This is a genomic window from Kitasatospora setae KM-6054 (assembly GCF_000269985.1).
GTDB lineage: Bacteria > Actinomycetota > Actinomycetes > Streptomycetales > Streptomycetaceae > Kitasatospora > Kitasatospora setae.
This window is the reverse complement of record NC_016109.1, coordinates 3,057,167-3,071,717: the sequence shown is the minus strand read 5'-3', so window position 1 is coordinate 3,071,717 and position 14,551 is coordinate 3,057,167. Positions and strand designations below refer to the sequence as shown.

Genomic DNA, 14,551 nt, shown 5'->3' with positions numbered 1-14,551 from the left:
ATTCCATTCCCGGCATCAGATTCATGTCAGGAAGGCGTCAGAACCCGATGTCATCATCGCATCGACTCGGGTCCGAAAAATCTCGGCGGAATTCTGCGGAAAGGCTGATGATGACGCTGGAGAACACCTCTCGGGAAAAGCCGCTGAAAAGCTACAAGCTCTTCATCGGCGGAAAGGACCTGGAAGGCGACGGCTGGGTCTACACGGTGAGTTCGCGTTCCCTGTTGGAGGACGTGTTCACCAGCGTCAGCCTCAAGCGTGCGCTCGAACAGGACGAGGACAACACCGAGGCCGCCCAGCACCCCTACGTGGTGGGCCGCTGCGCGATCGCCTCGGACGAGGCCATCGACCTGGCCAGCGAGGCCGCCGCGGCCGCCGCGCCCGGCTGGGCCGCGGTGCCGCTGGAGCGGCGGATGCGCCTGGGCACCCGGTTCCGCGAGGAACTGCTGCGCCGCCAGGACGAGTTCGTGGACATGCTGGTGGCCGAGGCGCACCCGGTGCGGCTGGCCCGCTGGGAGCTGTCCTGCCTGCTCCAGGTGTACAGCGAGGAGTCCATCTACTGGTACCGCCAGCGGATGCACACCGAGTTCGAGCACGCCGGACGGCGCCTGATCGTCCGCCGGCAGCCCGACGGCGTGGTCGGCTTCAACCCGCCGCAGAACGCCCCCGCGCCCTCCGCGGCGCTCGCCGTGCTGGCCCTGATGGCCGGCAACGCGGTCGTGGTCCGCGCCCCGCGCTCCATCGCGCTGTCCACCCTGTGGGTGCTGCGCGACGTGGTCGCCCCGCTGCTGGACGAGCTCGGCGCCCCGCCCGGAGTGCTCAACGTGGTCTGCTCCAACCCCAAGCAGACCCTGGACCGCTGGGTGTCCAGCCCGCTGGTCAACGACATCTTCTACATCGGCGGCAGCCAGGAGGGCCTGCGCTTCCAGGAGCAGTGCGTGGCCACCGGCACCAAGCCGATCCTCGAACTGGCCGGCAACGACGGCATCATCGTCTGGGAGGGCGCGGACCTCAAGTACGCGGCCGAGGCGATCACCGAGTCCTTCTACGGCTCCGGCCAGATCTGCATGGTGCCCAACTACGTGCTGGCGCACCCGGCGATCGCCGACGAGCTGATCGAGGAGGTGAAGCGGCAGGTCGCCGACGTCCGCCCCGGCTACCCGGAGGACGAGGGCGTGCTGCTCTCGCCGGTCCGCCGCTCCGAGAAGTTCTTCACCCTGCTCAACCAGGCCCTCGACCGGGGGGCCACCCTGGTCACCGGCGGGCAGCGCACCGAACTCGACGGCACCCCCTCGGAGACCGGCGTCTTCCTGCAGCCCACCGTGGTGCGGGTGGACGGGCTGGCCGGCGCCCGCGAGTACGACGTGGTCAAGCAGGAGACCTTCTTCCCGCTGCTGCCGATCGTCGTCCCGGAGGTCCGGCCGAACGACGAACTCCTGGACAGCTTCATCGACTTCGTCAACTCCAACGAGTACGGGCTGCGCAACTCGCTGTGGGCGAAGTCCGCCCGGGTGATCAACGCCTTCGTGCAGCGCGTCACCAACGGCGGCCTGCTGAAGGTCAACGACTCGCACATCGGGTTCCTGCCCTACCTGCCCAGCCACGGCGGCACCGGCCTGACCGGCGGCGTGTACGGCGAGGCCAACTACCCGATGCTCAAGACCTCGCACATCCAGGGCGTCTCCATCGCCCACGACGTCAGCCCGCGCCAAGCGGTCTTCGGATCCTGACCCCCACCGCCCACCACCCCTGACAGAGGTGCCCTTCCGATGCGTTCACTCGATGTCGCCCGCGAGGTGTCCGAGCGGTACCACCCGGGTCTGGCCAAGGCCCTGGGCGAACTGCCGTACGCCGAGCGCGAGGCCCCCGGCAGCCCGGTGATCGACCTGTTCCGCCGGCATGGCGGCGTCGGCCTGCTGATCCCCGCCGAGTACGGCGGTCTCGGCGCCGACCCGCTGGAGGCCGTCCGGGCGCAGCGCGCCCTGGGCGCGCTCTCGCCCTCGCTGGCCGCCGCCGTCACCATGCACCACTTCACCGCCGCGATGCTGTACGCCCTGGCCGACGGCCCGGGCCGGCTGACCGCCGAGCAGCTCGAACTGCTGCACGGCGTCGTCCCCGAGCAGCGCCTGATGGCCTCCGGCTGGGCCGAGGGCCGCACCCAGCAGAACATCCTCACCCCGGCCGTCACCGCCGACCGGGTCCCGCACGGCTACCGGCTCAACGGCTCCAAGAAGCCCTGCAGCCTGGCCCGTTCGATGGACCTGCTGACCGCGTCCATCGCGGTGCCCGGCGACGACGGCACCCCGGAGCTGGCGCTGGCCCTGGTCCGCGCCGACACCCCGGGGCTGAGCGTCCACCCGTTCTGGGGCAACGACGTGCTGGCCGCCGCCGAGAGCGACGAGGTCCAGCTGTCCGCCGTGTTCGTCCCCGAGGAACTGGTGATCCGCACCGCCGCGGACGACCCGGACCGGATCGAGGACCTGCAGAACGCCGGCTTCGCCTGGTTCGAGCTGCTGATCTCGGCCGGCTACCTCGGCGCCGCCTCCGGCCTGGTCGAGGAGGTGCTGCGGCGCGACCGCGGCGGCGTCGCCGACCGGGCCGAACTGGTGCTGCGCACCGAGGCCGCCGCCGCGCTGCTGGAGGGCGCCGCCCGCGCCGTCGCCGACGGCGTGAGCGGCGAGGAGGCCGTCGCCCAGGTGCTGGTCGCCCGCTACGCGGTGCAGCGCGACCTCACGGCGATCGCCGACCAGGCGCTGGAACTGCTCGGCGGACTGGACTTCATCCGCTCCTCCGACCACTCCCGGACGGCCATCGCGCTGCGCCCGCTCGCCTTCCACCCGCCGTCCCGGGCCGCCGCGGCCGGGCCGCTGCTCTCCTACCTCTCCGGCGACCCGCTGGTGCTCTCCTGAAACCCGTCGTCCCGAAAGCGAGTTGATCGATGACTACCGTGCTGGAACCCAGGGTCGACACCGAGGAGGAGATCCTCGGCCTCTACCGGGCCCACCTGAGCAAGGGCCGGGCCACCCTGGCCGAGCTGTTCGGCAGCCACATGGAGGTCGAGTCCTCCGGCGCCTGGCTGACCACCAGCGACGGCGAGCGCTTCCTCAACGCGGGCGGCTACGGCGTGTTCATCATGGGCGCCCGGCACCCGATCGTGGTCGAGGAGGTCGCCCGCCAACTGCACACCCACCCGACGGCCACCCGCATCCTGCTGGAGCCGACGGTGGCCCGCGCGGCCGAGGCGCTCACCGCGATCACCCCGGCCGGCCTGGACCGGGTGCACTTCGCGCTCTCCGGCGCCGAGGCGGTCGAGACCGGCCTGAAGCTGGCCCGCGCCAACGGCCACAAGCGCACCGTCTCGTTCAAGGGCGGCTACCACGGCAAGACCCTGGGCGCGCTGTCGGCCACCGCCAAGGAGGTCTACCAGGCGCCGTTCCGCCCGCTCATCCCGGACGTCCTGCACCTGCCGTTCGGCGACATCGACGCGCTGCGCGCCGAACTGGCCGCGCACCCCGGCGAGGTCGCGGTGATCATCGAGCCGGTGCAGGGCGAGGGCGGCGTGATCATCCCGCCGAAGGGCTTCCTGAAGCAGGTCGAGGAGGCCGTCCGCGAGTACGAGGGCTTCCTGATCCTCGACGAGGTGCAGACCGGCTTCGGCCGCCTCGGCGAGTGGTGGGGCGCCGACATCGAGGGCGTCACCCCCGACGTCCTGCTGGCGGGCAAGGCGCTCGGCGGCGGCATCGTCCCGGTCTCCGCGGCGATCGCCACCCGCAAGGCGTTCAGGCCCTTCGACAAGGACCCGTACGTCCACACCGCGACCTTCTCCGGGCAGCCGCTGCTGATGGCCGCCGTGCAGGGCGCCGTGCGCGCCGTGCAGGAGGAGCGGCTGGTGACCCGGTCGATGGACCTCGGCGCCCGGCTGCTGCCGCGGATCGAGGAGATCGCCCGCCGCAACATCCCCGAGCTCGTCGTGGACGTCCGCGGCCAGGGCCTGCTGATCGGCGTGGAGCTGGTCGAGGCGGGCCTGGCCGGCGAGCTCCTGATCGAACTGTTCAACCACGGGGTCGTGGCCAACCACTCGATGAACGGCAGCTCGGTGGTGCGCTTCACGCCGCCCGCGATCCTGGCCGACAGCGACGTGGAGTTCCTCCTCGACTCCTTCGACAAGGCCACCCTCGACCTGGTCCGGGGCTCGGCCACGATGCCGGAAGGCGGTAAGTAACCGTGCGACACGTGACCCTGGACGCGGTGGTGAGCGGCGAGAGCGCCGAGCACGTCTTCGCTGAGGTGCTCCGCTGGGAGCGCTACCCGGACCTCGCCCCGCACGTGCGGGCCACCACCGTGCACTCCACCCTGCCCGAGCCGGTCGGCTCCTCCAGCTGGGAGCTGCACTTCCGCAGCGGCCTGCTCCGCTGGACCGAGGACGACCGGTTCTTCCCGGAGCGCCTGCAGCTCGAGTTCGAGCAGAGCGACGGCGACTTCGACTCCTTCACCGGCCGGTGGACGTTCACCCAGGCCGGCCCGGACGTCAACGTCGCCTTCGAGGCCGACTTCGACTTCGGCATCCCCAGCCTCGAAGGCATCCTCGACCCGATCGCGGAGCGCGTCATCCGGGAGACCGTCGCCTGGGCCGTCACCGGCCTGTTCCCCGCGACCAGGCTGACCGGCGACGTGGAGCTGGTCGCCGGCGTCACCCACTGACAGGAGGCACCCCGTGGACCAGGCAAACCCGTTCGAGACCCCGAGAACCCACGCCCTGCACCGGGCCGAGTACCTGACCGCGCTGGCCGTCACCACCGGCCTGATCGTCTGGCACCTCGACGAGATCCGCTGGCTGCCCGCGATCGGCCTGTTCCTCTACATCGACCTGATCGGCTACATCCCCGGCGCCCTGGCCTTCCGCCGGGCCGGCGGGAAGCCGATCGCCAAGGCGTACTACGTCCTCTACAACACCATGCACAGCCTGCTCACCCAGGGCGCCGTCGCGGCGCTGTGGTGCTGGCTGGTCAAGCCGGAGTGGGCGCTGCTGGTGCTGCCGTTCCACCTGTTCGGCGACCGGGGGATCTTCGGCAACTTCATGAAGTCCTTCGCGCTGCCCTTCGAACCGGTCCGGCAGCCCGGCTACCTGCGGCTGCTGGACGACCTCGGGGTCGCCCACCCCAAGCCGCTCGGCCACGCCTCCGACCCGGTACCGGTCGGCCACCGCCCCCGCGGTGCGGCCGCCGCCACCCCGGCGGCCGCGCCCGAACCGGCCGGGGCGGCGCGGTGAGCGCGCCCGCCCAGGCCCCGGTCGAACCCCCCGAGGAGGTCCGCCGCCGCCGGGCGCTGTACCACCTGGCCTCGCCGGTGGCGGTCCTCACGGTGGCCCACCGGGGCCGCCTGCACGGCACCACCGTCTCCACCGCCACCCTGGTCTCGCACCGGCCGCTGATCCTCGGCGCCAGCCTGCGGGCCGACTCGGTGCTCGCCGAACTCGCGGTCGCCGAGGGCCGGTTCTCGGTCAACGTGCTGGACGGCGACCAGGGCGGCCTGGCCCGCTGGTTCGCCGACTCCGGCCGGCCCGAGGGCTCCCGCCAGTTCGACGGCCTCCAGTGGCGGCACGACCCGTACACCACCGCCCCGCTGCTGGACGGCGCGCTCGCCCAGTACACCTGCCGGACCGCCGGCCGCACCCCGGTCGGCGACCACGAGGTGCTGCTCGGCCGGGTGGTGCGCGCCTCCGCCGAGGACTTCGGCGTCCCGCTGCTCAGCTACGCGGGCGGCCTGTACGTCGGGGAGCTCTTCCCGGTCACCGACCACTCCGCCACCAGACCATCCGAGAAGGGGAAGCAGCAGTCATGACCGAATCAGTGGCCCGCGAGGCCGACTGGGACCTGGCTCCCGGCCTGCTCGACGGGGCCAAGGAGCTCGCCCTCTCGCCCGCCGACTGCGACCTCGCGTACTGGATCACCCAGGTCGCCCAGGGCACCCTGCGCGGCCGCGGGGTGACGGGGCACCACGAGAGCGCCGGGGTCCCCGACTTCCTGCGCGCCCCCGGCCCGCTGCGGGACGCCCTGGTGCTGGAGTTCGGCTTCCGCGGCCTCTCCGAGGAGATCGCCACCCGGCTGCTCGCCCACTACGTGGCGATCGCCCCCGGCATCCCCGAACTGGAGTTCTACACCACGCAGTTGGTGGACGAGGCCCGGCACGCCCGGGTGTTCCGCAACCACCTGGTGGAACTCGGCCTGCCCGCCGCCACCCTGCTGCGCGACATCGACGACATGGCCGCCGACTACCGCCGCCGGGTCCTCCAGCCGGTCGAGGACTTCACCCTCGACATCGTCCGCGACCAGCGGGACTTCATCGGCGGGGTGGCCGTCTTCGCCATCGTCATCGAGGGCGTCCTCGCCCCCGCCGCCGAACTCAGCGAGCGCAAGTGGACCCCGCTGTCGCCCGCCACCGGCGAGATCTCCCGGGGCACCGCGATCGACGAGATCCGCCACCTGACCGTCGCCTCCACCATCCTGCGCGACCACGTCGCCGCCCACCCCGAGTACCGGCCGCGGCTGCTGGAGATCCTCCGGGCCGGCGTCAAGCTGTGGGACGAGATCCCCGACCGGGAGTTCGTCATCCACCGCGAGGAACTGTTCCAGCAGGGCATGCACCAGCACGCCGACCTGATCGGCGACTACGAGGTCTGGCCCGGCGTCCGCCTCCTCGACACCACCCCCGAGCAGCGCTACGACATGGCCGAGCGGTGGACCGACGAGATGGCCGAGGCCCGGATGGCCTACATGGGCCTGCCGGTCGAGGTGCTCTCCTCGGAAGGCGACGGGATATGACCGTCGGCCTGCCCGAAGCGGCCGGCCGGCCCGGCTACCCGGCCGACCGGCACCCGGTGATCTGCGGCGTCGGCGGCTACGTGCCGCCCGACGTGGTCACCAACGCCGACCTGGTCGCCCGGCTGGACACCTCGGACGAGTGGATCCGCACCCGCACCGGCATCGCCGCCCGGCACTTCGTCGGCCCCGGCACCGCCACCTCCGACCTCGCCGTCGAGGCCGGCCTGCGCGCCCTCAAGTCCGCCGACGACTCCCAGGTCGACGCGGTGGTGCTGGCCACCACCACCCCCGACCACCCCTGCCCGGCCACCGGCCCCTCGGTCGCCGCCCGCCTCGGCCTCGGCGGCGTCCCCGCCTTCGACGTCTCCGCGGTCTGCACCGGCTTCCTGTACGGCCTGGCCACCGCCGGCGGCCTGATCGCCTCCGGCGCGGCCGCCCGGGTCCTGCTGATCGCCGCCGACGCCTTCACCACCATCGTCAACCCCGGCGACCGCTCCACCGCGGTGATCTTCGCCGACGGCGCGGGCGCCGTGGTGCTGCGGGCCGGCCGGGCCGACGAACCCGGCGCGGTCGGGCCGATCGTGCTCGGCTCCGACGGCGACCAGCGCGAGATGATCACCGTCCCGGCCGGCGGCTCCCGCACCCGCTCCACCGACGAACAGCCCGCCCACGGCGACCAGTACTTCCAGATGGCCGGCCGGGCGATCTTCCGGCAGGCCGTCGAGCGGATGACCGAGTCCTCCCAGCAGGCGCTCGCCGCCGCCGGCTGGCAGCTGGCCGACGTCGACCGGCTCGCCTCCCACCAGGCCAACGCCCGGATCCTGGCCGCCGTCGCCGAACGCCTCGACATCGACCCGGAGCGCCAGCTCTCCAACATCGAGCGGGTCGGCAACACCGGCGCCGCCTCCATCCCGCTGCTGCTCGCCCAGTCCGCCGAGAGCGGCGACCTGCGACCGGGCCAGCGGGTGCTGCTCACCGCCTTCGGCGGCGGCCTCACCTGGGGCGCCGCCACCCTCACCTGGCCCGACCTGGGCCCCCACCCGACACCCGACGCCCGCTGAGGAAGGACACCGCCGTGTTCGAAGAGATCAAGGCCATCCTGGTCCACAAGCTCAAGGTCACCCCCGAGCAGGTCACCCCCGAGGCCACCCGCGAGGACATCGAACTCGACTCCCTCGCCGTGGTCGAGCTCTCCCTCGTCCTGGAGACCGAGTTCGGCGTCAGCGTCACCGACGACGAACTCCTCGACACCGAGACCATCGGCGAGATGGCCGAACTCGTCGAGTCCCGGATGAGCCGGGTCTGATGGCCGCGCGCGAGATCGCCGTCACCGGACTGGGCCTGGTCACCCCGGGCGGGATCGGCACCGGCCCGAGCTGGGCGGCGGTCCGCGCGGGCCGCGGCACCGCGTCCCACGACCCCCTGCTCGCCGAGCACCCGGCCCGGATCTCCTGCCGGGTGCCCGGCTGGGACCCGGACCGGCTGCTCGGCCCCCGCCGCGCCCACCGCCTCGACCGCTTCACCCAGTTCGCCCTGGTCGCGGCCCACGAGGCGGTCACCGACGCCGGACTCGACCCGCGGACCTGGGACGGCGCCCGGGTCGGCGTCGTCCTCGGCTGCGCCGACGGCGGACCCGGCACCGTCGAGGAACAGCACCGGGTGATGCTCGAAAGCTCCCCGAGCCGGGTCTCCCCGCTGCTGCTGCCCATGCAACTGCCCAACATGCTGGCCGGCCAGGCCGCCATCGAGTTCGGCGCCACCGGCCCCAACCTGGTGGTCGCCACCGCCTGCGCCTCCGGCACCACCGCCCTCGGCACCGCCCGCGACCTGCTGCTGCTCGACCGCTGCGACATCGTGCTGGCCGGCGGCGCCGAAGCGATGATCACCCCGCTGGTGATGGCCGGGTTCGCCAAGATGGGCGCCCTCTCCACCCGCTTCGACGACCCCGCCACCGCCTCCCGCCCCTTCGACGCCGACCGCGACGGCTTCGTCGCCGGCGAGGGAGCCGGCGTCCTCGTCCTCGAACGCGCCGCCGACGCCCGCGCCCGCGGCGCCCGGATCCGCGCCCGGATCGCCGGCTACGGCGCCACCGCCGACGCCCACCACGTCACCGCGCCGCACCCCGAGGGCCACGGCATCGACGCCGCCATCCGCGCCGCGCTCGCCGACGCCGGCGCCACCGGCGCCGACGTCGACCACGTCAACGCGCACGGCACCTCCACGCCCCGCAACGACCTCGTCGAGGCGACCGTGCTGCGCCGCACCCTCGACGGCGACCCGCTCGTCACCTCCACCAAGGGCGTCACCGGCCACCTCCTCGGCGCCGCCGGCGCCGTCGAGGCCGCCTTCACCGTCCTCGCCGTCGAACAGGGCCTCGTCCCGCCCACCGCCAACCTGAACACCCCCGGCGACCGGATCGACATCAAGATCGCCACCGCCGAGACCCACCGGCCGATCGGCCTCGCCCTCAGCAACTCCCTCGGATTCGGCGGCCAGAACGCCGTCGTCGCGATCACCCCCTGACCGCCCGACCGGGCGGCGGACCACCGCGCCGGCGCACCGCACCCCGACCCCGGCGGGCCCCGGGCCCCACCCCGGCGACGGCCCGCCCACGCCAGCCCACCGGAGCCCAGATGACCGTCACCGCCCCCGCCGCCGTCCAGGCCGCCGCCCCCGCGGCGAGACCGGGAGGACGGCTCGGCACCGCCCACATCGTCTTCCTGATCGTCTCCGCCGCCGCCCCGCTCTCCGCCATGGTCGGCACCGTGCCGCTGGCGTTCGCCATCGGCACCGGCGCGGCCGTCCCCACCGCCTTCCTGTTCGCCGGCGCCACCCTGCTCTGCTTCTCGGTCGGCTACGCGGTCAGCGCCCGCCGCACCGGCGGCTCCGGCGGCTTCTACGCCGCCATCGCCGACGGCCTCGGCCGCCCCGCCGCGATCGGCGCCGGCTGGCTCGCCGTCCTCGCCTACAACGCCGCCACCGTCGGACTCGTCGGCGCCCTCGGCTACTTCACCCAACTGGTCCTCGCCGCCCACGGACTGGACCTGCCCTGGCAGCTGTGCGCCGCCGCCGGCCTGCTGGCCGTCGCCGCGCTCGGCTACCGCGACATCGCGGTCAGCGCCCGCCTGCTGGCCGTCCTGATGGTCGGCGAGATCGGCATCCTCGCCGCCCTCGACCTCGCCATCGCCGGCCGGCACGGCGCCGCCGCCCTGCCCGCCGCCGGGATCTCGCCCTCCGGGGCCCTCGGCGCCGGCGCCGGCGTCTCGCTGATGTTCGCCTTCATCTCCTTCATCGGCTTCGAGTCCGCCGCCCTGTACGGCAAGGAGGCCCGCGACCCCGGCCGCAGCGTCCCCCGCGCCACCTACGTCGCGGTCCTGCTGATCGCCGGGTTCTACGCCCTGACCAGCTGGGAGGCGGTCGGCGCGATCGGCCCCGACGCCGTCCGCGACACCGCCGCCGCCCAGCAGGGCGACCTGCTCTTCGGCATCGGCCGGGACTACCTCGGCGGGGCCGGCGCCACCACCCTGCAGATCATGCTGTGCACCAGCCTGTTCGCCGCCACCCTCGCCCTGCACAGCGCCGCCAACCGCTACGCCCAGGTCCTCGCCGACGACGGCCTGATGCCCGCCCGGCTCGCCGCCCTGCACCGCCGGCACGGCTCCCCGCACCGGGCCAGCCTCGCCCAGAGCGGGCTGAGCGCCGTCGTGGTGGCCGGCTTCGCGCTCGCCGGACTCGACCCCTACGCCGACCTCACCACCAGCATGCTCGGCCTCGGCACCCTCGGCATCGTCGTCCTCCAGGCCGCCGCCGCCCTCGCGGTGCTGGCCCGCGCCCGCACCGGCGGCGCCGGCTGGTGGCAGGGCGTCCTGGCCCCGCTGCTCGGCCTGCTCGGCCTGGCCGCCACCGTCGTCCTGGTGGTCGGCAACTTCGACCTGCTGACCGGCTCCCACCACGGACTGGTCTCCGAACTCCCGTGGGCCGTCCCGCTGGTGGCCGGAGCCGGGCTGCTCTACGCGCTGCGGATGCGCGCCACCCGGCCGGTCCGCTACCGCCGGATCGCCGCCGCCCACCTGCCGCCCCGCCCGCGCCCGCGGCGCACCCGCTGACCACCCGCTGACCACCCGCCCCACCCGCGGCCCGGCCGGCCGGCGTCCCCACCGCCGTCCCGGCCGGGCCGCGTCCCGGCCACGACCACCCGCCAGGAGAAGACGTGCACGACGTACGCGAGCTCATCGACCTCGGCCCCGAAGCGGTCCGCCGCCTCGGCCGCCGCCGGTACACCCTGGACCTCGACGGCCTGCGCGCCCTGCACCGGCGCCGCGCCGAGCAGTTGGAGGAGCACGAGCGGCTGCGCGGCGAACTCAAACGCGCCGCCAAGGGCGGAGCCCGCGACGAGGACGCCCGCGAACTGGCCCGCCGGCTGCGCGAGCACGCCCGGACCGCCGAGGAGGCGCTGCGCGCCACCGAGGACGAACTCCAGGCCCGGCTGCTCACCATCCCCAACCTGCCGCTGGACACCGTCCCCGACGGCGACAGCGAGAAGGAGGCGGTCGAGGTCCGCCGGTCCGGCCCGCACCGCCCGGTCGGCGGCCCCGCCCTCCACCACGCCGACCTCGGCGAGGCGCTCGGCATCCTCGACCTCCCGCGCGCCTCCCGGCTCTCCGGCGCCCGCTTCGCCGTCACCCGCGGCCCCGGCGCCCGGCTCGAACGGGCCCTGGGCGCCTTCCTGCTGGACCTGCACACCACCGAGCACGGCTACACCGAGTACTCGGTGCCGCACCTGGTCGACCGGGCCACCATGACCGGCACCGGCCAACTGCCCAAGTTCGAGGAGGACCTGTTCGCGACCTCGGTCGGCGACCGCGAGCTCTTCCTGATCCCGACCGCCGAGGTGCCGCTCACCAACCTGGTCGCCGGAGAGCTGCTGGACGCCGGGGCGCTCCCGCTCGCCCTCACCGCCCGCACGCCCTGCTACCGCTCCGAGGCCGGCTCCTACGGCCGCGACACCCGGGGCATCCTGCGGCTGCACCAGTTCGAGAAGGTCGAACTGGTGCGGATCTGCGCCCTGGAGGACGCCCAGGCCCAGCTGGAACTGATGGTCGGCCAGGTCGAGGAGTGCCTGAAGAGGCTCGAACTCTCCTACCGGGTCGTCCTGCTGCCCGCCGGCGACCTGGGCTTCTCGGCCCGGACGACCTACGACATCGAGGTGTGGATGCCGGGCGGCGACACCTACCGGGAGATCTCCTCGGTCTCCGACTGCGGCTCCTTCCAGGCCCGCCGGGCGGGCATCCGGCACCGCGGCGCGGAGGGCCGCAAGCAGGTCGCCGCCACCCTCAACGGCTCCGCCCTCCCGATCGGCCGCACCGTCGCCGCCCTGCTCGAACAGGGCGCCCAGCCCGACGGCTCGGTCCTGCTGCCGGCCGCGCTCGCCCCGTACACCGGCTTCCGCCGGATCCTGGCCGACGGGACCACCGCCTAGGCCGCCGTCCCGGAGCCCCGGAGCCTCGGAACAGCCCGGGGGCCGGGAACGGCCCGACGCCCCCGCCGCGACCCCGTCCGCGGCGGGGGCGTCCCCTTCAGGCGGTGCGGGCCAGGTCCTGGTTCAGGACGCCGTGGAAGACCCGGGTGAGTTCGGGCGAGGGCTCCATGCCGAGCTCGTCGACCAGGCGCTTGCGGGCGGCCCGGTAGACCTGGACCGCCTCGGCCTGGCGGCCGCTGCGGTAGAGCGCGACCATCAGGGTGCCGGTCAGCCGCTCCCGCCACGGGTGGGCCGCGCTCATCCGGCGCAGCTCGCCGATCACGGCCGTGGGCTGCTGGTGGTGGGCGCCGAGCCAGAGCAGGTCCTCGCGGGCGGCCAGGGACTCCTCCTCCAGCTGGAGGGCGGTGGAGCGGCACAGCGGGCCGGGGGAGACGTCCTGCAGCGGGGCGCCGCGCCAGTGCGACAGCGCGGCCGTCAGCAGGTCGCCGGCGAGCGACGGGTCGGTCGCCATCACGGCGCGGGCGTGCGCGAGGTCCTCCTGGAAGAGCACCAGGTCGACGTCCTGCGGGGCGACGTCCAGGACGTAGCCGGAGGAGCGGGTGATCAGGGCGGGGGCCTCGCCGCCCGGGCCGGCCAGCTTCCGGAGGGTGCGCCGCAGCCGGGAGACGTGGGCCTGGAGGGCGTTCTCGACGGTGGCCGGCAGGTCGTCGCCCCAGATCTCGGCGTACAGCTGGTCGGTGGGGACGAGTCGGCCGGCGCCGATCAGGAGGGCGGCCAGCAGGGTGCGCTGCCCGACGCCGGGGATGGGGCGGACGCGGCCGTCGACTTCCACGCTGACCGGTCCGAGGATCCTGAACTGCATGGGGTACTCCGTTGGGGTGTGGTGGGCCTGGGAGCGCCGGGGAGGCCGCCGTCCGTTCCGGAAGCGCGTTCGGATTGTCGGATCACCACCTTGAGCGCGGCTGGAGGCCCCGGACAGCAGGCCGCCCCCGCCCGGGGCGGGCGGGGGCGGCCTGCTGGTGACGCGCAGGGGGGAGGGATCACCAGGTGACGGGCAGTCGGTGGGTGCCGTAGAGCAGCATGTCGTCGCGGAACGGGACGTCCGTCAGGTCGACCGCGAGCCGCAGGTCGGGGAAGCGGTCCAGGATCGCGTTGAGCGACACCTCCAGCTCCAGGGTGGCCAGCGGCGCGCCCACGCACTTGTGGATGCCGTGGCCGAACGCCAGGTGGTGGTGGGCGTCGCGGCGCAGGTCCAGCCGCTCCGGCTCGGGGAACACCTCGGGGTCGTGGTTGGCGGCGGGCAGCGCGAAGATGATGCCGTCGCCCTTGGGGACCGCCACGCCGCCGATCTCCATGTCCTCGGCGGCGGTCCGGATGAAGTCGTGCTGCTTGATCGAGGAGTAGCGCATCAGCTCCTCCACCGCCCCGGGCACCAGGCTCCGGTCGGCGCGCAGCTCGGCCAGCTGCTCCGGGTTGCGCAGCAGGAACAGGATGTTCATGGAGATCTGGTTCGCGGTGGTGTCGTGGCCCGCGAACAGCAGGAAGCGGGCCATCGCGACCAGGTCGTCCCGGCTGATCTCGCCCTTGTTGTAGTGGTTGACGACCAGGCGGCTGATCAGGTCGTCCTGCGGGTCGGCCTGCTTGCGGTCGATCAGCCGGCTCATGAAGTCGGTCAGCCCGGCGAACGCGGCCCCGGCCTCCTCGGGGGTGGCGGTGGGGGAGGTGACGACCCGGCCGTTGGTCTGGAACTCCTCGTGGTCCTCGTACGGGACGCCGAGCAGGCGGGCGATCACCAGGGTGGGCAGCGGGTCGGCGAAGCCCTCGACCAGGTCGGCGGGCTTGGGGCCGGCCGCCAGGTCGTCGAGCAGGCGGTGGGTGATCCGCTCCACGTCGGGCTGCAGGGCGCGGGTGGCGCGGGCGGTGAACTCCGGGATGACCATCCGGCGCAGGGTGGCGTGGTCCGGGTTGTCCAGCCGGAACATCGACAGCGCCCGCGGCGTGGGCGGCAGCGGGATCAGCGCGGGGAAGTTCTCCGCCATGTCGTCGGAGCTGACCCGCCGGTCGGCTATCGCCGAGCGTACGTCCTGGTAGCGGGTGACCAGCCAGGCGCGGCGACCGCCGGCCAGCCGCACCGGCCGGGGCCGGCCTTGGCGCAGCTCGGCGTAGGCGGGCGGCGGCAGCAGCGGGTCGGTGCGCGGCAGCGGGTAGTCGAGGAGCGTCTCGGTGTCGGTCATCCTTCTGCTTCCTGTGC

At 73.9% G+C, this 14,551-nt stretch carries 14 protein-coding genes; 12 read left to right on the top strand and 2 right to left on the bottom strand.

What is annotated here, in order from left to right; translation table 11 throughout:
• Positions 1 to 107 precede the first annotated feature (107 nt).
• The 12 genes from KSE_RS13490 (at position 108) to serS (ending at position 12,300) form a co-directional block, all read left to right on the top strand.
• Entirely contained in the window at positions 108 to 1,730 is a 1,623-nt protein-coding gene (locus tag KSE_RS13490) for an aldehyde dehydrogenase family protein (RefSeq protein WP_014135866.1), read from the top strand.
• A gap of 39 nt (positions 1,731 to 1,769) precedes the next feature.
• Complete coding sequence (locus KSE_RS13485) at positions 1,770 to 2,909, top strand: acyl-CoA dehydrogenase family protein (protein WP_014135865.1); 1,140 nt, start codon at positions 1,770 to 1,772, stop codon at positions 2,907 to 2,909.
• Between the two features lie 29 nt (positions 2,910 to 2,938).
• Positions 2,939 to 4,222 (top strand): aspartate aminotransferase family protein, encoded by a 1,284-nt coding sequence (locus KSE_RS13480; protein WP_033259461.1) that lies wholly within the window; start codon positions 2,939 to 2,941, stop codon positions 4,220 to 4,222.
• 2 nt (positions 4,223 to 4,224) lie between these two features.
• On the top strand, positions 4,225 to 4,701 hold the full coding sequence (locus KSE_RS13475) for a type II toxin-antitoxin system RatA family toxin (RefSeq protein WP_033259460.1): 477 nt from the start codon (positions 4,225 to 4,227) through the stop codon (positions 4,699 to 4,701).
• Positions 4,702 to 4,714: 13 nt separating this feature from the next.
• Entirely contained in the window at positions 4,715 to 5,269 is a 555-nt protein-coding gene (locus KSE_RS13470; protein WP_014135862.1) for a hypothetical protein, read from the top strand.
• A complete protein-coding gene (locus tag KSE_RS13465; protein WP_014135861.1) occupies positions 5,266 to 5,841 on the top strand; it encodes a flavin reductase family protein in 576 nt (191 codons plus the stop codon). The genes KSE_RS13470 and KSE_RS13465 overlap by 4 nt, the downstream gene beginning before the upstream one ends.
• Positions 5,838 to 6,821: a ferritin family protein gene (locus KSE_RS13460; RefSeq protein WP_033259459.1), complete on the top strand. Its 984-nt coding sequence runs from the start codon at positions 5,838 to 5,840 to the stop codon at positions 6,819 to 6,821. Before KSE_RS13465 ends, KSE_RS13460 begins: the two co-directional genes overlap by 4 nt.
• A complete protein-coding gene (locus tag KSE_RS13455) occupies positions 6,818 to 7,882 on the top strand; it encodes a beta-ketoacyl-ACP synthase III (RefSeq protein ID WP_014135859.1) in 1,065 nt (354 codons plus the stop codon). The genes KSE_RS13460 and KSE_RS13455 overlap by 4 nt, the downstream gene beginning before the upstream one ends.
• 14 nt (positions 7,883 to 7,896) lie before the next feature.
• On the top strand, positions 7,897 to 8,127 hold the full coding sequence (locus KSE_RS13450) for an acyl carrier protein (protein WP_014135858.1): 231 nt from the start codon (positions 7,897 to 7,899) through the stop codon (positions 8,125 to 8,127).
• A complete protein-coding gene (locus KSE_RS13445) occupies positions 8,127 to 9,344 on the top strand; it encodes a beta-ketoacyl-[acyl-carrier-protein] synthase family protein (protein ID WP_014135857.1) in 1,218 nt (405 codons plus the stop codon). The genes KSE_RS13450 and KSE_RS13445 overlap by 1 nt, the downstream gene beginning before the upstream one ends.
• Before the next feature lie 110 nt (positions 9,345 to 9,454).
• Positions 9,455 to 10,927, top strand: coding sequence for an APC family permease (locus KSE_RS13440; RefSeq protein WP_014135856.1), 1,473 nt, complete (start codon positions 9,455 to 9,457; stop codon positions 10,925 to 10,927).
• Positions 10,928 to 11,031: 104 nt separating this feature from the next.
• On the top strand, positions 11,032 to 12,300 hold the full coding sequence (gene serS, locus KSE_RS13435; RefSeq protein WP_014135855.1) for a serine--tRNA ligase: 1,269 nt from the start codon (positions 11,032 to 11,034) through the stop codon (positions 12,298 to 12,300).
• A 97-nt stretch (positions 12,301 to 12,397) separates the two neighbouring features.
• On the opposite strand, the gene KSE_RS13430 is transcribed toward serS, so the two are convergent.
• Together KSE_RS13430 and KSE_RS13425 are read right to left on the bottom strand one after the other, a co-directional pair.
• A complete protein-coding gene (locus tag KSE_RS13430) occupies positions 12,398 to 13,162 on the bottom strand; it encodes an AfsR/SARP family transcriptional regulator (RefSeq protein WP_014135854.1) in 765 nt (254 codons plus the stop codon).
• 178 nt (positions 13,163 to 13,340) lie between these two features.
• Positions 13,341 to 14,534: a cytochrome P450 gene (locus KSE_RS13425; protein WP_014135853.1), complete on the bottom strand. Its 1,194-nt coding sequence runs from the start codon at positions 14,532 to 14,534 to the stop codon at positions 13,341 to 13,343.
• Between the last annotated feature and the right edge of the window lie 17 nt (positions 14,535 to 14,551).